Below are 17,771 nucleotides of genomic sequence, written 5' to 3'. Positions count from 1 at the left end.
CGGCCCCGAGGCAAGTAGAATGACCTCATGAAGGCACCCATCGGCATCCTCGGCGGCAGTGGACTCTACCGGATGGCCGGCCTCGCCCTGGAACGGACGGAGCTGGTGCAGACGCCCTTCGGGGATCCCTCGGGCCCCGTCCACCTGGGCACCCTGGACGGCGCGCCCGTGGCCTTCCTGGCCCGGCACGGCGAAGGGCACCGCTTCACGCCCACGGAGGTGCCCTACCGGGCGAACCTCTGGGCCCTGAAGTTCCTGGGCGTCGAGCGGCTGGTCTCCGTCTCGGCCGTGGGCAGCCTGCAGGCCCGCCACCGGCCCGGGGACCTGCGCCTGGCCCGGCAGTTCGTGGACCGGACCAAGCTGCGGCAGGACTCCTTCTTCGGCGGGGGGCTGGTGGCCCATGTGGGCTTCGCCGAGCCCACCTGCCCGCACCTGTCGGAGGCGCTGATGGCCGCGGGCCGGCGGCTGGGCCTGCCGCTCGAGGACGGGGCCACCTACGTCTGCATGGAAGGCCCCGCCTTCTCCACCCGCGCCGAGAGCCGCCTGCACCAGAGCTGGGGGGCGGACCTCATCGGCATGACCCAGGTGACGGAGGCCAAGCTCGCCCGGGAGGCGGAGCTCTGCTATGCCTGCATCGCCCTGGTCACCGACTACGACGCCTGGCGGGAGGGCGAGGAGGCCGTGGACGCGGCCTCGGTGCTGGAGGTCATGCAGGCCAACGTGGACAAGGCCCAGGCCCTGCTCCGCGCGACCGTGCCCGACCTGGTGGGTGCCCCGCGCCCCTGCGCCTGCGGGGAGGCCCTGAAGGCCGCGCTCTTCACCGCCCCGGAGCACGTCTCGATCGATGCGCGCCGTCGCCTCGACCTGCTGGTCTCGAAGTACGGCTACGGGAAGCGCTGATGGCCCAGCTGCAGCCCAGCCCCAAGCTCCAGGCCCTGCTCAAGGACTTCCAGCAGATCGCCAGCATGTCGGGCTACCTGAACCATTCCTTCGACCCGCCCCAGCTGCGGCTCTTCTTCACCCTCTACGGCCGGGTGATGGTGGCCTCCCCGGCCCAGGGCCTCGCCCTCACGCCCCAGCTCCAGGCCTGGTGCGACGCCCTCTCCGCCCGCCTGCGGGAGGGCAGCTCCTGCGCCATCATGCCCCCCCAGGTCCAGGTGAGTGCCCCCCAGACCATGCCCGACGGCCGGGACTACCTGGTGGCCACCCTCACCTTCAACACCAAGGTCACCGAGACCTCGTACCTCCGCATACGCACCGCCGTCCTCGCCGCCTACCAGGACGCCGTGAAGATGCGGGAGGAGGGGTTCACGGAGGGCCCCCGCGTGGCGCCGGAGGAGACGCCCCTGGGGTGAGGCGCGGGAGGTTCACTTCCGCTGGCGCAGGGTCGCGTTGAGATCCGCCTCCCATTCCCGCATGTCCTGTTCGAAGCCGGCGGCGGTCTGGCCCTCGACGAAGGCGTTGCCCTCGCCGGAGAGGCCGGTCCAGGCGTAGCGGACGCGGGCCAGGGTGCCGCCCTCGCCCTCCGGGGCCAGGGTGATGTGGATCGTGGTGAGGTCCCGGCCCGGGGTGAAGTGGGCGTAGGTGATCCGGGCGGGGCGGCCGTTCTCCGGAGCGGAGAACTCCGTGCAGACCCACCAGGTGTGCGGCGTGGTGAACACGGCCCCCTCGCCTTCGGGCCCGGATTCGGGAAGGAGCACCGAGGGGTTCCAGCCCTTCGCCCAGGCCCGCTCGCCCGTGGCCGTGAGGAAAGGCATCACGTCGACGGGGCGGGCCGCCAGATGCTGCGCGTACTCGAACGATCGCGTGCGAGCCTTGAAGGGAGGCGCAGGTTGCGGGGCCTGGTGGGCGGGCGGGGTCGCGATGGGCATGGGGTCTCCGGGCCTCCATGGGAGGCGCTGCAGGGTGGGAAGGGGGGGTCAGTCGCCGCCGCCGGCGCGCTCGGCGGCGTGCTCCAGGGCCTCCAGGCAGCGGGCCGTGGCGGCCAGGGCGTGAGGGGACAGCTCCTCGGCCAGGGCGTCGCCCAGGGCGGTCATGGCCGCCTTCACCTTGGCGGCCTGCTTCACGCCCTTGGGAGTGAGGCGGAGCAGCGTGGAGCGTCGGTCGTCGGGGTGGGGTTCCCGGGCGATCCAGCCCTTGCCCTCCAGCCGGTCCAGCACGCCCGTGAGGGTGGACCGCTTGTGGGCAAAGGCGCGGTGCACCGCGCCGATGGGGCTCGGCCCGGCCTGGGCCAGGAAGGCCAGGATGTGGGCTTCGGCCTGGTTCACTCCCAGAGGTGGTTCCCAGGCGGCAAGGAAGAGGCCCACCCGGTGGGTGGCGCGGTGGAGCTGGAGGATGAGGTCGAGGGACATGATACGACTCCGAATAGTACGAATTCGAAATAAATATGTATCCTCCGCCTTCCGCTGTCAACCACCTCCCGGCGCGGTGGCCCGCTATCCTGGATCCCCTTCCTGGAGGAACCCGGATGCTCCGGATCCCGCGTGCCGTCATCCCTGCCTTTGCGGCCCTGTTCCTCGCCGCAGGGCCGGTGGCCCGCGCCTCGCGGCCGGAGGCGCTGCCCTTCAGGCCTTCCCCGGTGCCCGGCGGCGTGGCGGTGGTGCCCCTTCCGGGCGGAAGGCCCGGCGAGGCCACCTACCATGGCCAGCCCCTGCTGTCGCGCCAGGTCGGGCGCGGGTGGGTCGCCATCGTGGGCATCCCCCTCGACGCGAAGCCCGGGCCCGACGCCCTCGAGGCGGATGGCCGCACCGTGGCCTTCACCATCCGCCCCAAGCGCTACCCGATCCAGCGCGTGCATGTGGCCGACCCCCGCCTGGTGACTCCCGGTCCGGAGGAGGAGGCCCGCATCGCCCGGGAGCGTCTGCGCATCGGCCCGGCCTGGAAGGCCCGGCCCGAGGGACTCGTTCCCTCCCTCGTCTTCCGGCGGCCCACGCCGGGGGACCTCACGGCCTCCTTCGGCCTGCGCCGGATCTTCAACGGCGAGCCCCGCTCCCCCCACGCAGGCCTCGATATCCGGGCGCCCCAGGGCCAGGCCGTGCGGGCGCCGGCCGCCGGCGTCGTGGTGCTCACCGGGGATTTCTTCTTCAGCGGGAACGCGGTCTTCATCGCCCACGGCGAGGGCGTGGTCAGCCTGCTCTGCCACCTCTCGAAGATCGAGGTGAAGGAGGGGCAGGTCGTGAAGGCCGGCGACCTGGTGGGCGAGGTGGGCCGGACGGGCCGGGCCTCCGGGCCGCACCTGCACTGGTCCCTGAGCCTCAACGACGCCCGGGTGGACCCGAGGCTCTTCCTGGGGAGCCGCCCGTGATCCGAGGGACGCCGATCCTCATCGGGTTCGCCACGGGCCTCCTTGCCGGAAGCCCGGCCCTGGCGGGCGATCCCGCCGCGGCCCCGGCGACGGCCTTCGAGGCATTCTGGTCCCGGGCCCAGGGGCAACCTTTCGAGATCCAGCTCCGGCTCTGGGACCAGCTGGTGGAACAGCCCCGGCAGGCACTCTACGAGGCGGCTGTCTGGGAGGCTCGGGACCATCCCGACTGGCGCTCGCGGAAGATGCGCCTGCTCCGGGCGCGATTCGCGGCCTACGATCGCATCGCCGGGCAGATCCCTGCGGCCGCGGAGGCCCTGGCTTCGGCGCTGCCCGGGCAGGCCGGACGGCTCCGCGCCCTGTTCCCGGAAGCGACAGCGCACCCCGCGATCCGGGTGGTGCTGGCCCCGGACTTCGATGCCAAGAGCGGCCTCCTCGCGGACGGCACGCCCGTGCTGCTGCTCGCGGTGGACTCCCTCGTCCTCGAGCATGCGGATCTGGACATCCTCCTGCCCCACGAGCTGTTCCACCTCTTCCACGCCACCCATGCGGGGGTCCTGAACGACGGGGTGATGCCGGGCGCTACGCTGCTGCTGCCCCTCTTCGCGGAGGGCCTCGCCACCCAGGTCAGCGCGGCCCTCGCGCCCGGCCGAACTGAGGGGCAGCTGCTGCTCCAGGACGACTTGGGCGCGCTGCCGGCGGCCCGCCTGCCGGAGATCGCCCGGCGGTTCCTGGCGGACGCGGACCGGCCGGCGATCGATCCTGCCCACCGCGAGGCCTTCCGACGCTGGTTCAACGCCTCGCCCAAGGGATCCCGGGACGGGCTGCCGGACCGGGCCGGCTACTGGCTGGGGCTCCAGGTGGTCCGTCATCTGGGGCAGATCCACCCCCTCCAGGAGATGGCCTCGTGGTCTCCGGTCCAGGCGCAGGCGGAGGCCCGCGGGGCGCTGCGGTTCCTCGCCGGAGGCCCGCAGGTGCCCTAGGGCCTCCCGCCCAGGCGTTGGCGAAGCGCCGCGCAGGCCCGGGCCCGGTGGCTGAGGGTGTGCTTCACCTCGGCGGGCAGCTCGCCGAAGGTGCGGTCGTAGCCGTCGGGGATGAAGATGGGGTCGTAGCCGAAGCCGTGGTCGCCGCGGGGGGTGAAGGCCAGGGTGCCCTCCACGGCGCCACCCACGGTGAAGGCATCCCCCTTCATCGGCGCAAAGGCCAGCACGCAGACGAACCGGGTGCTGCGGTCCGCCCCGGCGGGGAGCATGGCCAGCAGGCGGAGGTTCTTCTCGTGGTAGGAGGGAAGGTCCGGCGCGAAGCGGGCGGAAAGCACGCCGGGTCCGCCCCACAGCGCGTCCACGCAGAGGCCCGAGTCGTCCGCCAGGACGCCGTCCACGGGGGTGGTGCCGTGGGCCCGCCACCAGGCCCGCGCCGCCTCCGCCTTCTGCAGGGCGTTGTCCGAGAAGAAGGCGCCGGTCTCGGGCAGAGGGGGCGCATCCGCGGGCCAGGGAAGCAGGTCCACACCGGGGAGGAGCTGGTGGAACTCCGCCAGCTTGCCGGGGTTGGAGGAGGCCAGGAGGAGCTTCAGCACCCCACGACCTCGGTGTACCAGCTGCGGGCGCGCTCGGGGCTCATGGGGCCATGGACGAGGGCGCGGCCGTCGGCGAAGAGGGTGATCTCGTCGGGGCCCTCCTGGCCCTTCAGCATCAGCCCGGCCCGCTTCCAGGGGCCGCGGGTGCGGAGCTCCAGCCTCGTCTTCAGGGCGTCCAGATCGAGCCTGGCGGGCGGGTTCACGCGGATCTGCACGCCCTCCAGGCCGCAGAGGGGGCTGGCCTTGAGGGACCAGCGGGCGTCCAGGAACTCCGTGATCCGTTCCGTGCAGAAGCGGCAGCGTGTCCTCGGCGGGCTCAGGAACTGCCGCTCGTCCTCCCAGAAGTCGAACCGCGCGAGGTCGGCGTGGGGGGCCCTCCCCGTGAGGATCTTGAGCGCCTCCAGGGCCGCCCAGCTGCCGATGACGCCGACGGCGGGGCCCAGCACCCCGGCGCTGTCACAGGTATCCACATCGCCGCCGGCGGGGGGCTCCTCGAGGAGGCAGCGGAGGCAGGGCGTCCGCGGCGGATTCAGGGGCCACACCAGCCCCTCGCCGCCGATGGCCCCGGCGTAGATCCAGGGCGTGCCCGTGAGGATGGCCACGTCGTTGATGAGGAAGCGGGCCTCGAAGTTGTCCGTGCCGTCGCAGATGAGGTCGAAGCCCGAAAGGAGTTCCCGGGCGTTGCCGCTGGTGAGGTCGGCCACCACGGGGCGCAGGTCGATCGTCGAATTGGCCTCGGCCAGCCGCTGCGCGGCCACCTCCGCCTTGGGCCGACCCAGGTCGGCCTCCCCGTAGAGGAGCTGGCGCTGGAGGTTGCTGGCTTCCACCAGGTCCCGGTCGATGAGCGTGAGGTGCCCCACCCCGGCCCGGGCCAGCCAGGGGGCGATGACCGAGCCCAGGGCCCCGAGGCCCAGCACGGCGACTCGCTTCGTGCGCAGCGCCCCGTCGGCCTCCCGGCCGAGAAAAAGGCGCTGCTTGGCGTAGCGATCCATGATCGTGTCCCCTGCTTAGGAGGCTGACCGTACGGCTGAACGCGAGAGGTCTCGCGTATCGCCGGCGGCGATACCGAGAAAAAGGCGCTGCTTGGCGTAGCGGTCGGTGGACATGGGGTCTTCAGGCCTCCGTCTTCATGCTTCAGTCTAAAAGCAACGGCGCCCCGTCGGGGCGCCGCACTGACCCTAGACATCGGGCGGCGCATGCGCCGCCCGATGAAGACTGAGGACTAGTTCCCGCCCTGGTTGGCCTCGGCCATGGCCTTCTCGTACTCGGCCTGGAGGCGGCTGGCGTCGCTGATGGCGAACTTGTAGACGTACTCGAAGCGATCGGCGCCCTTGGTGAGGGCGATGATCACCTCGTAGACGCCCTCGCCGCTCACCTCGAAGGGGCTGGCGATGACGTTGAAAGTGCCCTCCTTGGCGCCGTCGGGGATCTGGACGTCGCTGTCGCGGATCACGTCCTTGCGGTCACCGGTGGGACTGACGATGGAGAAGCCGAACTTGAACTGGCCGTCCATGCGGGAGAAGCGGGTGTAGAAGCACACCTTGGGCAGGGTGAAGGGCACCTGGGGCACCACGATGTGATGGTCGTACAGGCCCATCAGCGAGGTCTTGCCGCCCATCTCCTGGCGGATGTCGTCGCAGAGCAGCGTGAATTCGTGCTTGGGGGCCTTGATCTGGACTTCTTGCATGGGGGCTCCGAAAGAGGGGGCATCCTGGGTTGAGGGGCCAGTTTACCCTTGAACGAGGCCCCTTCCAACCATCGGTATGGCGGGGGACACGGAGGCGGCATGCGGCGCTGGCTGGGAATCCTGTTGATCACGGTGGGGCTCCAGGCCCAAGACGTACGGATTCAGATCCTTGGCACCACCGACATGCACGGCCACGTGATGGCCGAGGATACCTACAGCCTCCAGCCCGCGAACCAGGGCTGGGCCAAGATCGCCACCCTCATCCGCCGCCAGCAGGCGGAAAATCCCAACACGCTCCTGGTGGACTGCGGCGACACCATCCAGGGCGAACCCATCAACTACGTCCACAACGTCCTCCGGCGCGACCTGCCCGAGCCGAGCATCGCCGTCATGAACGCCCTGGGCTACGCCGCCATGGCGGTGGGCAACCACGAGTTCAATTTCGGGATGGACGTGCTGCGCGGCGCGGAGAAGGAGGCGAAGTTCCCCTTCCTGTCGGCCAACACCGTGGACGCCGACGGCCGCGGGGCGTTCCCCGCCTCGACCCTCGTGACCGTGGGGGGCGTCCGGATCCTGATCCTGGGCTTCACCACGCCGGCCATCCCGCGGATGGAGGAGCCGGAGAACTATCCCGGCCTGCGCTTCCGGGACATCGTGGCCACCGCCCGGGCCCTGGTCCCCCGCCTCAAGGCCCAGGAGAAGGCGGACGTGGTGGTGGCCCTGCTCCATTCGGGGCTGGGCGCCGTGGACGGTCGCGAGGGTGACGAGAACGAGGCCCTGCGCCTGGCGGACCAGGTGCCGGGCCTGGACGCCATCTTCACCGGCCACACCCACCAGGCCGTCCAGACGGAGCACAAGGGGGTGCCCATCCTCCAGGCCCAGTGCTTCGGCCGGGCGCTGGCCGCCGTGGACCTGGACCTGCAGAAGGAGGGGGACCACTGGCATGTGCGCTCCGCCCGCGGCCGCCTGCTGCGCCCGGAGAGCGACACCCCGCTGGATGCGGAGGTCCTGCGCCTCACCGCGGACCTGCGGGCGGCCACGACCCGCTACCTGGATACCCCGGCCACCACCCTGCAGACGGACCTGGACGGCCGCTGGGGCCGCATGGAGGACACGCCCCTGGCCCAGCTGATCCACCAGGTCCAGCGCCAGGCCACGGGGGCCCAGCTCTCCGCCGCCGCCTGCGCGGATCCGGGGATCTTCATCCCGAAGGGACCCACCAGCGTCCGCCAGTTCTACGCCCTGCTGCCCTTCGACAACCGGGTGGCCCGCATCCGCATCACGGGGGCCCAGCTGCGGCTCTACCTGGAGCACGCGGCGACGGCCTACCACTTCAGCTGGCAGCCGGACCTCTTCAACCGCGAGATGCCCTTCTACAACGTGGACACGGTGGACGGCGTGGCCTATGCCCTGGACCTGGGCAAGCCCGTGGGCAGCCGCGTGGTGGGCCTCCGCTACCAGGGCCGGCCCGTGGCGCCGGACCAGGTGTTCACCCTGGCCCTCAGCACCTACCGGCTGAGGGGGGGCGGCGGCTACATGGCGGCCATCGGCTTCAAGGGCCAGCCGGACCTGGTGACGAAGGCGTTCCAGCGGAACCTCCTGCTGGAGTACGTCCTCTCCCGGCCCAGCCTCTCGCTGGCCGCGGTGGACAACTGGCGCACCATCCCCTACCTGGACCGGGAACGCCTGCTGGCCCCGGCGAAGTAGCAGGTCCTACTTCACGGCCACCAGCAGCAGCCCGCCCTTGGGGTTCACGAACACGGCCTGGCCGTCGAGGATGCCCACCAGCAGGTGATCGTCCTGGAGCCCCGTGGGGAGGAACTCCACGGTGGAGGAGGTGAGGTCGATGCGGGCGAGGACCTGGCCCTGCAGCGTGCCCCGCACGGCGGTCGGAAGATCCGCGGCCTTCAGCGAGGCGAAGGCGACGTTCTTCCCGCTCCAGAGGCAGAGCGGTCCGCGGTCCAGGGAACCCCCGGCGAAGGCGGGCGCGGCGTCCTTGCCGAGCTTGAAGCTCGTCTCCCCCTCCTTCTTGCCCGAGTCCGAGTTGATCAGGCTGAGGTTCAGGTCGTTCCCGTTCCCCAGCAGGATGTGATCGAGGTCGTCCATCAGCAGGGGATGGAGGTTCCGATTGGAGAGCGCCTCCTTGTTGCCGGGCTTGGCGCCGAAGGTCCAGAGGGTGTCCCCCTCGGCGTACCGGCGCTTCTCCAGATAGGGCTCCTGGGTCTTGTAGGAGAGGATGAAGCCCTTGGTGTCCCAGCAGACGCTGCCCACCTCGGCGGGAAGCCGGATGTTTTTCGCGATGCGGCCGTTGGGCTCCACCTGGGTGAGGGTCGTGCCGTCCACCACCCAGGCGTTGCCGCGGGGATCGATGATCCACTTGGAGGGGGCGCTCTCCAGCCGGCCCAGGGGAACGGTGCGGATCTCGCCGCCGTCGCGCATCCAGGTGTGCAGGACCTTCGCGCCGGGATCATAGAAGGTGAAGGAATCGTCCTTGTCCTGGCGCGCCCACCCCTGGGCCTGGGTGGCGGCATCCCATCCCTGGGCGGGGAGCAGGACGGTGGCTACGGCCAGGGCGCAGAAGGTCAAGGTACGACTCGGGTGAAGCCTCACGGAACTCCTCAGCCTGGAAACGGAATCTGGGTTAGCTGAAACCTTAGGAATTTCCCGCCCCACGCGCAAGGTTTTACTTGAGCGTGCCGTGGAATTCCCGGATCCGTCGCAGCAGGCTGGCAGGGTCCAGGCCCTCCTCCTCCAGCAGCCGCTTGGGGTCGCCATGGTGGACCAGATGGTCAGGTACCGCGCAGCGCAGCAGGGGGCGTGCCAGCCCGCCATCCGCCAGGGACTCGGCCACGGCGGCCCCGAAGCCGCCGGGCGCACAGCCCTCCTCCAGGGTCACCACCGCCCGGCAGGGGCGCGCCCAGGCGTGGATCAGGTCGGCATCGAGGGGCTTGATGAAGCGGGCGTTGATCACGGCGCAGGAGATGCCTTCCGCCGCCAGGGCCTCGGCGGTGCGCAGGGCCGGCTCCACCATGGAGCCGACGGCGCAGAGGAGCAGGTCCGAGCCCTCGCGCAGCAGCTCGCCCTTGCCCACGGCCAGGGCGGTGATGGGCTCCTCCAGGGGCACGCCCAGGCCGCTGCCCCGGGGGTAGCGCAGGGCCGCCGGGTGGCCGCAGTAGAGGGCGGTCATGAGCATGCGCCGGAGCTCGTTCTCGTCCTTGGGGGCCATGAGGACGATGTTGGGCAGGCAGCGCAGGTAGGCCATGTCGTAGAGGCCATGGTGGGTGGGCCCGTCGGCCCCCACGATGCCGCCGCGGTCCAGGGCGAAGGTCACGGGCAGGTCCTGGATGCAGACGTCGTGGGCCACCTGGTCGAAGCCCCGCTGCAGGAAGGTGGAGTAGATGGCCGCCACGGGCCGCATGCCCTGGGCCGCGAGCCCCGCCGCGAAGGTCACGGCGTGCTGCTCGGCGATGCCCACGTCGAAGCAGCGGTCCGGGAAGGCCTTCTGGAAGAGGTTCATCCCCGTGCCGTCCAGCATGGCGGCGGTGATGCCCACGATCTTCCCGTCCGTCTTCGCCAGCTCCACCAGGGCCTTGCCGAAGATCGAGGTGTAGCTCGGGGGCGCGGGCTTCGCGGGATCGGAGACCACCTTGATGATCTCGCCGGCCTCCGCGTCGAAGGCGGTGACGCCGTGCCACTTGAGGGGATCCTCCACGGCCGGGGCGTAGCCGTAGCCCTTCTTGGTCTGCACGTGCAGCAGCACGGGGCCGTCCTTCATCTTCTCCTTGGCTTCGGTCAGGGCCTTGGAGACGGCGTTCACGTCGTGTCCGTTCACGGGGCCCATGTAGCGGAAACCCAGGTCCTCGAAGAGCAGCCCCGGCACCATGAGCCGCTTGAAGCTCTCCTCGCTCCACTTGGCGGCCTTGGCCACGCCCTTGCTGAGGCCCTCCAGGGGGATGGCCTTGATGGCGTGCTCGATGCGGTCCCGCCAGCGGTGGTAGTACTGGCCCGACATGATCTGGTTCAGGTACCCCTGCAGCGAGCCCACGTTGGGGTTGATGCTCATGTCGTTGTCGTTGAGGATCACGAGGAAGTTCTTCGTGGCCAGGTAGCCGGCCTGGTTCAGGCCCTCGAACGCCATGCCGGCGGTCATGGACCCGTCCCCGATGACGGCGATGCAGGCGTGGTCCTGCTTCTGCAGGTCCCGGGCCTTCGCCATGCCCAGCACCGCGGAGATGCTGGTGCTGGCGTGGCCGGCGCCGAAGTGGTCGTAGGGGCTTTCGTCCCGCTTGAGGAAGCCCGACAGGCCGTGGTGCATGCGCAGGGTGGGGAAGCGGCCCTTGCGGCCCGTGAGGATCTTGTGGGGATAGGCCTGGTGGCCCACGTCCCAGACGATCCGGTCCTGCAGGAAGTCGAAGTGGTGGAAGAGGGCCACCGTCAGCTCCACGGTGCCGAGGTTCGAGCTGAAGTGCCCGCCCGTCTCGGAGACCGAGGCGATGAGGAAGGCGCGCACCTCCGCGGCCAGCTGCTCCAGCTGGGCGGGGGTGAAGTGGCGGATCTGCTGGGGGGCGGACAGGGAGTCCAGCAGGGGATAGGGGCTCGCGGGTTCGGTCATGGTTCGCCCTACTTCCCGCGCTGGGCCAAGTACCGGGCCCAGGCTTCCAGGGAAGTCCGGTTGGGAAGGGATGCTAGTCGGCATAGGGCGGTCTCGGTCGCCTCCTCCAGGGCCCTGCGGGCGCCGTCCAGGCCCAGGAGGGACGGGTAGGTGATCTTACCCCTGCCGGCGTCCTTCCCGGCCCGCTTGCCCAGGTCCGCCTCCGTGGCGGTGGCGTCCAGGATGTCGTCCTGGATCTGGAAGGCCAGGCCGATGGCCTCGCCGTAGGCCCGGAGGGCCTGGCGTTCAGCGGGCCCGGCCCCGCCCAGGACCGCGCCCATCTCCAGGGCGGCGCGCAGCAGGGCCCCGGTCTTGAGGCGGTGGATGAGCCGGAGGTGGTCCAGGTCGTAGTGCTCGAGGGTCTCGCCCTCCAGGTCCAGGGCCTGCCCGCCCACCATGCCCCGCCAGCCCGCGGCCTCGGCCAGGAGGGAGGTGGCCTCCAGCCGGGTGGCGGGATCGCCGGGGCCCGCGGCGAGCACGCCGAAGGCCGCCGTGAGCAGGCCGTCCCCGGCCAGGATGGCGTGGCCCTCGCCGAAGACCTTGTGATTCGTGGGGCGGCCCCGGCGCAGATCGTCGTCGTCCATGGCCGGGAGGTCGTCGTGGATGAGGGAGTAGGTATGGACGTACTCCAGGGCCAGGGCCCCGGACAGGGCTTCCTCCGCCTGCCCGCCCACCGCCTCCGCGGCCAGGAGGCAGAGCACGGGGCGCACCCGCTTGCCGCCGGCCTCCAGGCTGTAGCGCATGGCTTCGGCCAGCCGCCGGGCCTCGCCCGCCTGGAAGGGGGCGGTGAGCCGGGCGTCCAGCAGGGGGAGCAGCCGCGCCAGGTCCGCCTGGACCCGGCTGGCGGCCCCTCCGCTCACAGGGCCCCCTTGCCGGGATCCAGGGGCTCGGCCCGGTACTCGCCGCCCAGGCCGGCCTTGAGGACCTCCACCTTGCGCTGGGCCTCCGCCAGCTGCTGCTGCAGGGACTGGCTGAGCTGGACCCCCTCCTCGAAGCGGGCCAGGGCCTCCTCCAGGCTGAGGCTTCCCGTTTCCAGCTGCTGCACCAGGGCCTCCAGCCGGTCGAGGCCGTCGTCGAAGGAGGGCTGGGCGGGCTGGGGGCTCATGGGGCGTCCGAACGGAAGGGGCCCGTGAAGGGCCCCGTCCAGTCTACCTAGTGGCGGCCCTTCATGCTCTCCTTCATCTCCTTGCCGCCATCCACTTCCTTGTAGCCGGCGGGCAGGGCCCAGACGCTGCCGGGGATGGGGGCCGTGGAGACGGCCGTGGCCTCGGTGGTCATGTCCATCCCCATGAGGCCCGTCACGTGGGTGCGCAGGGGCACGCCCTTGAGCTGGCCGATGGCCTGGTAGAGGCGCTTGAACATGGCACCCATGCCGCCGGGCATGCGGTTCATCATGCTCATGGCCTTGGCGTAGTCCCGGATGGGGAACTGGAGCGAGGGATCCAGGCTCAGCTCCTCGACCATCTTGCCGATGCTGACGCGGACCTTCCGGCAGGGGCGGCCCAGGACGCTGTCGGCGCCGAGTTGTTCCACCTTCACCTCGGTGGTGTCGCCGAACATCATGCGGGTCACCATCTCGGGCATGGCGGCCATCTGGTCCTCCATGGCCTGCATGGCCTCCTGCATGTCCTTGAAGGTGACCTTGGTGACCACCTTCTTGGTGTGGTCGATGGTGTAGAACACCTCGTGGCCGTAGTCCACCAGGGTGTCGGTCCGGGCGCCCTCCTGGTTCATCCGCATCCGGGTGGCGTCGACGTACTGGACCTGGGTGCCTTCCTTGGCGAATCGGCCCTTTCCGGTGACGTGGGACGTGATGGTGAGGTCGCCTCCGAGGAGGCTGAAGCCGGCCAGGATGGCCGAAAGGGCAACAAGCGTAAGCCTTCGCATGGGAATTCTCCGGGATAGGTGCTCCGAAGCATACGCTTGCCGCGCTTCGGCCGGAAGCCCTGTTTGGGATACCTTCATCCCGGGAGGCGCCATGGCCCGGGTGCTGGTGGTGGACGACAGCAAGGAGACCTGCGAGTTCCTGGAGGAGCTCCTGGAGACCCTGGGCCTGGAGGTGGTCAAGGCCACCCAGCCAGACCGGGCCATCGAGCTCCTGCACAAGGAACCCTTCGACCTGCTGCTGTCGGACATCAACCTGGAGGCCAAGAAGGACGGCCTGGACCTCCTGCGGGAGGCCAAGCCCCTCGGGGTGGACACCATCCTCCTCTCCGGATTCGGCACCCTGGAGACGGCCATCGAGGCCGTGCGGGAAGGCGCCTTCGACTTCCTCAGCAAGCCCTGGAACAACGAGGAGCTGAAGGCCCTCGTGACCCGCGCCCTGGCCCGGCGGCAGTCCAGCGGCCAGGCCACGGAGCGGGCCGCGTCCCCCAAGGGGAAGCGCAGCCTGATGATCGGCTCCAGCCCGAAGATGATGGCGGTCTACAAGACCATCGCCAGCCTCCAGGCCAGCCGAGCGACCGTGCTCATCACCGGCGAGAGCGGCACGGGCAAGGAGCTGGTCGCCCGCAGCATCCACCTGTCCAGCGACCGCCGCGACCGCCCCTTCGTGGCCATCAACTGCGGGGCCCTGACGGAGACCCTCCTGGAATCCGAGCTCTTCGGCCATGTGAAGGGCTCCTTCACCGGCGCCGTGGGCGAGAAGCCGGGCCTCTTCGAGGAGGCCTCCGGCGGCACCATCTTCCTGGACGAGATCGGGGAGACCAGCCCCAACTTCCAGGTGCGCCTGCTGCGGGTGCTCCAGGAGCAGGAGATCCGCCGGGTGGGCGGGACCCGCACCATCAAGGTGGATTCCCGGGTCATCGCCGCCACCAACCGGGACCTCCAGCAGATGGTCAAGGCCGGCACCTTCCGGGAGGACCTCTACTACCGGCTGAGCGTGGTCGAGCTGGCCGTGCCGCCCCTGCGCGAGCGCCGGGAGGACGTCTCCCCGCTCCTGGACCACTTCCTGTCCGAGTTCGCCCAGAAGGACCAGCAGGCCTACCACCTGCATCCCGAGGCCCGGCGGGTCCTGGAGGCCTATTCCTGGCCGGGGAATGTGCGGGAGCTGGCCAACGCCGTGGAGAACCTCACCCAGCTCAGCCGGGGCCGGGAGATCACGGTGGATGACCTCCCCGCGAAGATCCAGGCGGATGTCCTCAAGCGGACCCTCCGGGAGCCGGGGGCCGGCGAGGAGGTGCCCGCCCTCATCGAGGACTGGCCCACCCTGGACGAGCTCGAGCGCCGCTACATCCAGATCCTGGTGGGGCGCCACCGAGAGAAGCAGCGCATCGCCGAGGTCCTGGGTGTGGACCGCACCACCCTCTACCGGAAGCTCAAGCGCTACGGATTCCACGAGGGTGGCGAGTAGGCGGCGGGGTCGCAGGCTGCCACAGGTTGCAGGATGCAACCTGAATCCGGGCCCAGACGTCATTTCAAGTCATTTATTATCAATCCTTTTGTATTGGCCTGAATCCTGCTAAATGAGACCCAGATTCCGGCCGTGCCGGATACCCCCAGGGAGAACGTCATGAAGAAGCTTGCCCTGCTGCTCATCGCCGCTGCGCTGATCAGCCCCGCTTTCGCCGGCGAGACCAAGAAGCCTGAGCCCAAGAAGGCCGAGAAGGTTGAGAAGGTCGAGAAGAAGGACGCCAAGAAGGCCGAGAAGAAGGCCCTGACCGGCGAGGAGAAGAAGGCCGAGGCCCCCAAGGCTGAGAAGAAGGCCAAGAAGCACCACGCCAAGAAGGCCGAGAAGAAGGAAGAGGCCCCCAAGGCCGAGAAGAAGGCCATGAACGGCGAGGAGAAGAAGGCCGAGAAGAAGGAAGCCAAGAAGGGCGAGAAGAAGGCCGAGAAGAAGGAGGCCAAGAAGGCCGAGAAGAAGGCCATGACCGCCGAGGAGAAGAAGGCCGAGGCCCCCAAGGCTGAGAAGAAGGCCAAGAAGCACCACGCCAAGAAGGCCGAGAAGAAGGAAGAGGCTCCCAAGGCCGAGAAGAAGGCCATGAACGGCGAGGAGAAGAAGGCCGAGAAGAAGGAAGCCAAGAAGGGCGAGAAGAAGGCCGAGAAGAAGGAGGCCAAGAAGGCCGAGAAGAAGGCCATGACCGCCGAGGAGAAGAAGGCCGAGGCCCCCAAGGCTGAGAAGAAGGCCAAGAAGCACCACGCCAAGAAGGGTGAGAAGAAGGAAGAGGCTCCCAAGGCCGAGAAGAAGTAACCACCCCTTCATCGGGTGATCGGAAAAGCGGGCTTCGGCCCGCTTTTCTCGTACCTGCCTTTCCGCGGAAGGCCCGTGGAGCCATGATGGATCCCATGAAGGATCTGCTGCTCGACCTCACCGCCGAAGTCCGTGCCCGTCTCCAGGCCCCCCCCGGGACGCGGCCCCAGCTGCTCGGGTGCGACGAGGGCTGGTGCCTCCTGCGCGATGACCAGGGGGTCCACCACCGTCCCCTCTCCGAATGCCGCCCTCCGGCCGGGCCCTGGGACCTGGCCCCCCTCATCGACCACACCCTGCTCAAGGCCGAGGCGACAGCGACCCAGGTGGAGGCCCTCTGCGCCGAGGCCCGCCAGTACGGCTTCGCCTCCGTCTGCGTGAACCCGGTCTGGGTGCCCCTCGCGGCCGGCCTCCTGAAGGGCAGCCCGGTGCGGACCTGCACGGTGGTCGGATTTCCCCTGGGCGCCGCCTCCGCCCGGGCCAAGGCCTTCGAGGCCGAGACGGCCCTCCGGGAAGGGGCCCAGGAAGTGGACATGGTCCTGGCCCTCGGCCCGGTCAAGTCCGGGCAGTGGGATCGGGTCGCGGAGGACCTCCGGGAGCTCCGGATCGCCGTCCCCGCCCCCGCCACCCTGAAGGTGATCCTGGAGACCTGCCTGCTCACGGACGAAGAGAAGGCCCGGGCCTGCGGGCTGGCCCTGGAGGCCGGGCTGGATTTCGTGAAGACCTCCACGGGCTTCTCCACCGGCGGGGCGACGGAAGCGGACGTGGCCCTCATGCGTCGCGCGGTCGGGACGGCGATGGGCGTCAAGGCCTCCGGCGGGATCCGCACCTACGAGGCGGCCCTGGCCATGGTGCTCGCCGGGGCCACCCGGCTGGGCCTCTCGGCCTCCGTGGCGGTGGCCCGGGGCGGGGCCGGCTCCGGCGCCTACTGACCGATAACTGCGGTATCCTCCAGAAAGCAGTCCCCCCGGAGGTTGTCGTGGCCAAGCTGGATCTCGTCATGTTCGAGGAGGAGTACAAGCTCCTCCAGGAGATCATCGGCCGCCTGCAGAAGGACGCCTCCGCCAAGGTGGTGTTCCTGGTGGACAAGAACGGCCAGCAGATCGCCGCCGCCGGGGACGTGAAGAGCATCGACGCCACCAGCCTCGCCTCCCTCACCGCCGGCAACGTGGCGGCCACGGACGGCCTGGCCAAGCTCATCGGCGAAAAGGAATTCAGCCTGCTCTTCCACGAGGGGGAGAAGGACAACCTCCACATCTCCATCGTGGGCAAGCGGGGCATCCTTGTGGTCATCTTCGACCAGAACTCCAGCCTCGCCCTGGTTCGCCTCCGGGTGAAGAAGGCCAGCAAGGAACTGCAGGAGATCTTCGACCAGGTGGAGCAGCGGGCCCAGAAAGAATCGGACACCGGCAACCGCTTCGAAAGCCCCTTCTCCGAGATCACCGACGAAGACATCGACCGGCTCTTCGGCGACTAGTCGGGGCCGTCCATGACCTTCATCAACTACGCGTCCCGCGAGATCAACTGCAAGATCGTGTACTACGGGCCCGGCCTCTGCGGGAAGACCACGAACATCCAGTGGATCTACGAGCAGGCCAACCCCGAGAAGAAGGGCAAGCTGGTCAGCCTCGCCACCGAGACCGACCGGACCCTCTTCTTCGACTTCCTGCCCCTGGACATGGGCACGGTGAAGGGGTTCAAGGTCCGCTTCCACCTCTACACGGTGCCCGGCCAGGTCTTCTATGACGCCAGCCGGAAGCTCATCCTGCGCGGTTGCGACGGCATCATCTTCGTGGCCGACAGCCAGCGGGCCCGGATGGAGGCCAACATCGAGTCCATCGCCAACCTGGCCACCAACCTCAAGGAGAACGGGTTCGACATCCGTTCCATCCCGTACGTCCTCCAGCTGAACAAGCGCGACATGCCCTCCGCCGCCCCCGTGGCCGAGATGGAGCGGCTCCTTCGCTTCCGGGGCGAGCCCATGATCGAAGCCGTGGCCAGCCAGGGCACCGGGGTCATCGAGACCCTCAAGGCCGCCGCCCGGCAGATCCTCATGGAACTCCAGCGCGCCTGATCCGCCCGCGACCCGCTTGAATTCGCGACCGCCTCCGGTAGAATGGACCTTCGCCCTTTCCGGAGTAGCTCAGGGGTCAGAGCGGGTGACTGTTAATCACTAGGTCGGGGGTTCAAATCCCTCCTCCGGAGCCAGCACAAGCAAGGGGTCCTTCGGGACCCTTTGCTTGTGCTGGTTGAGGCATGGCGGATTTGGATCGCCGAGTGGCAGCCGGCCCGCAAGCGCGCCGTGGAGGCAGCGCAGAGGCGCTGCCGGAGCGGGAGGAGCGCGAGCGGTCGCCGGCAACGGGTTCAAAT

General features: G+C 69.6%; 20 protein-coding genes and 1 tRNA gene. 11 read left to right on the top strand and 10 right to left on the bottom strand.

Annotation, left to right across the window (positions count from 1 at the left end):
* Positions 1-27: 27 nt before the first annotated feature.
* Both mtnP and QSJ33_RS05505 read left to right on the top strand, forming a co-directional pair.
* Positions 28-900: an S-methyl-5'-thioadenosine phosphorylase gene (gene mtnP, locus QSJ33_RS05510; protein WP_285723561.1), complete on the top strand. Its 873-nt coding sequence runs from the start codon at positions 28-30 to the stop codon at positions 898-900.
* Complete coding sequence (locus tag QSJ33_RS05505) at positions 900-1,355, top strand: hypothetical protein (RefSeq protein ID WP_285723560.1); 456 nt, start codon at positions 900-902, stop codon at positions 1,353-1,355. The genes mtnP and QSJ33_RS05505 overlap by 1 nt, the downstream gene beginning before the upstream one ends.
* Before the next feature lie 12 nt (positions 1,356-1,367).
* On the opposite strand, the gene QSJ33_RS05500 is transcribed toward QSJ33_RS05505, so the two are convergent.
* Positions 1,368-1,871, bottom strand: a complete 504-nt coding sequence (locus QSJ33_RS05500) for a hypothetical protein (RefSeq protein WP_285723559.1) — start codon at positions 1,869-1,871, stop codon at positions 1,368-1,370.
* 48 nt (positions 1,872-1,919) lie between these two features.
* Entirely contained in the window at positions 1,920-2,351 is a 432-nt protein-coding gene (locus QSJ33_RS05495) for a MarR family winged helix-turn-helix transcriptional regulator (protein WP_285723558.1), read from the bottom strand.
* Positions 2,352-2,467: 116 nt separating this feature from the next.
* Here QSJ33_RS05495 and QSJ33_RS05490 point away from each other — a divergent pair, with 116 nt between their 5' ends.
* Together QSJ33_RS05490 and QSJ33_RS05485 are read left to right on the top strand one after the other, a co-directional pair.
* A complete protein-coding gene (locus QSJ33_RS05490) occupies positions 2,468-3,304 on the top strand; it encodes a peptidoglycan DD-metalloendopeptidase family protein (protein ID WP_285723557.1) in 837 nt (278 codons plus the stop codon).
* Entirely contained in the window at positions 3,301-4,284 is a 984-nt protein-coding gene (locus QSJ33_RS05485) for a DUF2268 domain-containing putative Zn-dependent protease (protein WP_285723556.1), read from the top strand. The genes QSJ33_RS05490 and QSJ33_RS05485 overlap by 4 nt, the downstream gene beginning before the upstream one ends.
* Here the strand turns inward: QSJ33_RS05485 and QSJ33_RS05480 are convergent.
* The 3 genes from QSJ33_RS05480 to QSJ33_RS05470 all read right to left on the bottom strand — a co-directional run bounded on the left by QSJ33_RS05480 (position 4,281) and on the right by QSJ33_RS05470 (position 6,564).
* Positions 4,281-4,877, bottom strand: a complete 597-nt coding sequence (locus tag QSJ33_RS05480) for a non-canonical purine NTP pyrophosphatase (protein ID WP_285723555.1) — start codon at positions 4,875-4,877, stop codon at positions 4,281-4,283. The two genes, QSJ33_RS05485 and QSJ33_RS05480, sit on opposite strands and share 4 nt — an antisense overlap.
* On the bottom strand, positions 4,871-5,869 hold the full coding sequence (locus QSJ33_RS05475; RefSeq protein ID WP_285723554.1) for a ThiF family adenylyltransferase: 999 nt from the start codon (positions 5,867-5,869) through the stop codon (positions 4,871-4,873). The genes QSJ33_RS05480 and QSJ33_RS05475 overlap by 7 nt, the downstream gene beginning before the upstream one ends.
* A gap of 230 nt (positions 5,870-6,099) precedes the next feature.
* A complete protein-coding gene (locus tag QSJ33_RS05470) occupies positions 6,100-6,564 on the bottom strand; it encodes a DUF6941 family protein (RefSeq protein WP_285723553.1) in 465 nt (154 codons plus the stop codon).
* Between the two features lie 99 nt (positions 6,565-6,663).
* Between QSJ33_RS05470 and QSJ33_RS05465 the strand changes: the two genes are divergently transcribed.
* On the top strand, positions 6,664-8,271 hold the full coding sequence (locus tag QSJ33_RS05465) for a bifunctional metallophosphatase/5'-nucleotidase (protein ID WP_285723552.1): 1,608 nt from the start codon (positions 6,664-6,666) through the stop codon (positions 8,269-8,271).
* Between the two features lie 6 nt (positions 8,272-8,277).
* Here QSJ33_RS05465 and QSJ33_RS05460 read toward each other — a convergent pair whose 3' ends face one another.
* The 5 genes from QSJ33_RS05460 to QSJ33_RS05440 all read right to left on the bottom strand — a co-directional run bounded on the left by QSJ33_RS05460 (position 8,278) and on the right by QSJ33_RS05440 (position 13,102).
* Positions 8,278-9,150 (bottom strand): hypothetical protein, encoded by an 873-nt coding sequence (locus QSJ33_RS05460; protein ID WP_285723551.1) that lies wholly within the window; start codon positions 9,148-9,150, stop codon positions 8,278-8,280.
* Between the two features lie 97 nt (positions 9,151-9,247).
* Positions 9,248-11,176 (bottom strand): 1-deoxy-D-xylulose-5-phosphate synthase, encoded by a 1,929-nt coding sequence (gene dxs / locus QSJ33_RS05455; RefSeq protein ID WP_285723550.1) that lies wholly within the window; start codon positions 11,174-11,176, stop codon positions 9,248-9,250.
* An 8-nt stretch (positions 11,177-11,184) separates the two neighbouring features.
* The gene (locus tag QSJ33_RS05450; RefSeq protein WP_285723549.1) at positions 11,185-12,075 is read right to left on the bottom strand and encodes a polyprenyl synthetase family protein; all 891 of its coding nucleotides are present in this window, start codon (positions 12,073-12,075) and stop codon (positions 11,185-11,187) included.
* Positions 12,072-12,320 (bottom strand): exodeoxyribonuclease VII small subunit, encoded by a 249-nt coding sequence (gene xseB / locus QSJ33_RS05445; RefSeq protein WP_285723548.1) that lies wholly within the window; start codon positions 12,318-12,320, stop codon positions 12,072-12,074. The genes QSJ33_RS05450 and xseB overlap by 4 nt, the downstream gene beginning before the upstream one ends.
* A 47-nt stretch (positions 12,321-12,367) precedes the next feature.
* Positions 12,368-13,102, bottom strand: a complete 735-nt coding sequence (locus tag QSJ33_RS05440; RefSeq protein ID WP_285723547.1) for a DUF4412 domain-containing protein — start codon at positions 13,100-13,102, stop codon at positions 12,368-12,370.
* A gap of 91 nt (positions 13,103-13,193) precedes the next feature.
* Here QSJ33_RS05440 and QSJ33_RS05435 point away from each other — a divergent pair, with 91 nt between their 5' ends.
* The 6 genes from QSJ33_RS05435 (at position 13,194) to QSJ33_RS05410 (ending at position 17,609) form a co-directional block, all read left to right on the top strand.
* A complete protein-coding gene (locus tag QSJ33_RS05435; protein ID WP_285723546.1) occupies positions 13,194-14,567 on the top strand; it encodes a sigma-54-dependent transcriptional regulator in 1,374 nt (457 codons plus the stop codon).
* 159 nt (positions 14,568-14,726) lie between these two features.
* On the top strand, positions 14,727-15,404 hold the full coding sequence (locus QSJ33_RS05430; protein ID WP_285723545.1) for a hypothetical protein: 678 nt from the start codon (positions 14,727-14,729) through the stop codon (positions 15,402-15,404).
* Between the two features lie 95 nt (positions 15,405-15,499).
* The gene (deoC, locus tag QSJ33_RS05425) at positions 15,500-16,333 is read left to right on the top strand and encodes a deoxyribose-phosphate aldolase (protein ID WP_420801381.1); all 834 of its coding nucleotides are present in this window, start codon (positions 15,500-15,502) and stop codon (positions 16,331-16,333) included.
* A gap of 47 nt (positions 16,334-16,380) precedes the next feature.
* Positions 16,381-16,878, top strand: a complete 498-nt coding sequence (locus QSJ33_RS05420; RefSeq protein WP_285723543.1) for a roadblock/LC7 domain-containing protein — start codon at positions 16,381-16,383, stop codon at positions 16,876-16,878.
* A gap of 12 nt (positions 16,879-16,890) precedes the next feature.
* Positions 16,891-17,475 carry a GTP-binding protein gene (locus tag QSJ33_RS05415; RefSeq protein ID WP_285723542.1) on the top strand — a complete coding sequence of 195 codons (585 nt, stop codon included), beginning with the start codon at positions 16,891-16,893 and terminating at the stop codon, positions 17,473-17,475.
* Between the two features lie 58 nt (positions 17,476-17,533).
* Positions 17,534-17,609 (top strand) — tRNA-Asn (locus QSJ33_RS05410).
* Positions 17,610-17,771 lie beyond the last annotated feature (162 nt).

Source organism: Geothrix rubra, from assembly GCF_030268065.1.
In the GTDB taxonomy this organism is placed as follows: domain Bacteria; phylum Acidobacteriota; class Holophagae; order Holophagales; family Holophagaceae; genus Geothrix; species Geothrix rubra.
This window is presented reverse-complemented; position numbering and strand designations above follow the sequence as displayed.

Excerpts from the sequence above, each read along its gene's own strand:
- mtnP (WP_285723561.1), top strand. The coding sequence starts at position 28 with ATGAAGGCACCCATCGGCATCCTCGGCGGCAGTGGACTCTACCGGATG.
- QSJ33_RS05505 (WP_285723560.1), top strand. The coding sequence starts at position 900 with ATGGCCCAGCTGCAGCCCAGCCCCAAGCTCCAGGCCCTGCTCAAGGAC.
- QSJ33_RS05500 (WP_285723559.1), bottom strand. The coding sequence starts at position 1,871 with ATGCCCATCGCGACCCCGCCCGCCCACCAGGCCCCGCAACCTGCGCCT.
- QSJ33_RS05495 (WP_285723558.1), bottom strand. The coding sequence starts at position 2,351 with ATGTCCCTCGACCTCATCCTCCAGCTCCACCGCGCCACCCACCGGGTG.
- QSJ33_RS05490 (WP_285723557.1), top strand. The coding sequence starts at position 2,468 with ATGCTCCGGATCCCGCGTGCCGTCATCCCTGCCTTTGCGGCCCTGTTC.
- QSJ33_RS05475 (WP_285723554.1), bottom strand. The coding sequence starts at position 5,869 with ATGGATCGCTACGCCAAGCAGCGCCTTTTTCTCGGCCGGGAGGCCGAC.
- QSJ33_RS05470 (WP_285723553.1), bottom strand. The coding sequence starts at position 6,564 with ATGCAAGAAGTCCAGATCAAGGCCCCCAAGCACGAATTCACGCTGCTC.
- QSJ33_RS05465 (WP_285723552.1), top strand. The coding sequence starts at position 6,664 with ATGCGGCGCTGGCTGGGAATCCTGTTGATCACGGTGGGGCTCCAGGCC.
- dxs (WP_285723550.1), bottom strand. The coding sequence starts at position 11,176 with ATGACCGAACCCGCGAGCCCCTATCCCCTGCTGGACTCCCTGTCCGCC.
- xseB (WP_285723548.1), bottom strand. The coding sequence starts at position 12,320 with ATGAGCCCCCAGCCCGCCCAGCCCTCCTTCGACGACGGCCTCGACCGG.
- QSJ33_RS05440 (WP_285723547.1), bottom strand. The coding sequence starts at position 13,102 with ATGCGAAGGCTTACGCTTGTTGCCCTTTCGGCCATCCTGGCCGGCTTC.
- QSJ33_RS05435 (WP_285723546.1), top strand. The coding sequence starts at position 13,194 with ATGGCCCGGGTGCTGGTGGTGGACGACAGCAAGGAGACCTGCGAGTTC.
- QSJ33_RS05430 (WP_285723545.1), top strand. The coding sequence starts at position 14,727 with ATGAAGAAGCTTGCCCTGCTGCTCATCGCCGCTGCGCTGATCAGCCCC.
- deoC (WP_420801381.1), top strand. The coding sequence starts at position 15,500 with ATGAAGGATCTGCTGCTCGACCTCACCGCCGAAGTCCGTGCCCGTCTC.
- QSJ33_RS05415 (WP_285723542.1), top strand. The coding sequence starts at position 16,891 with ATGACCTTCATCAACTACGCGTCCCGCGAGATCAACTGCAAGATCGTG.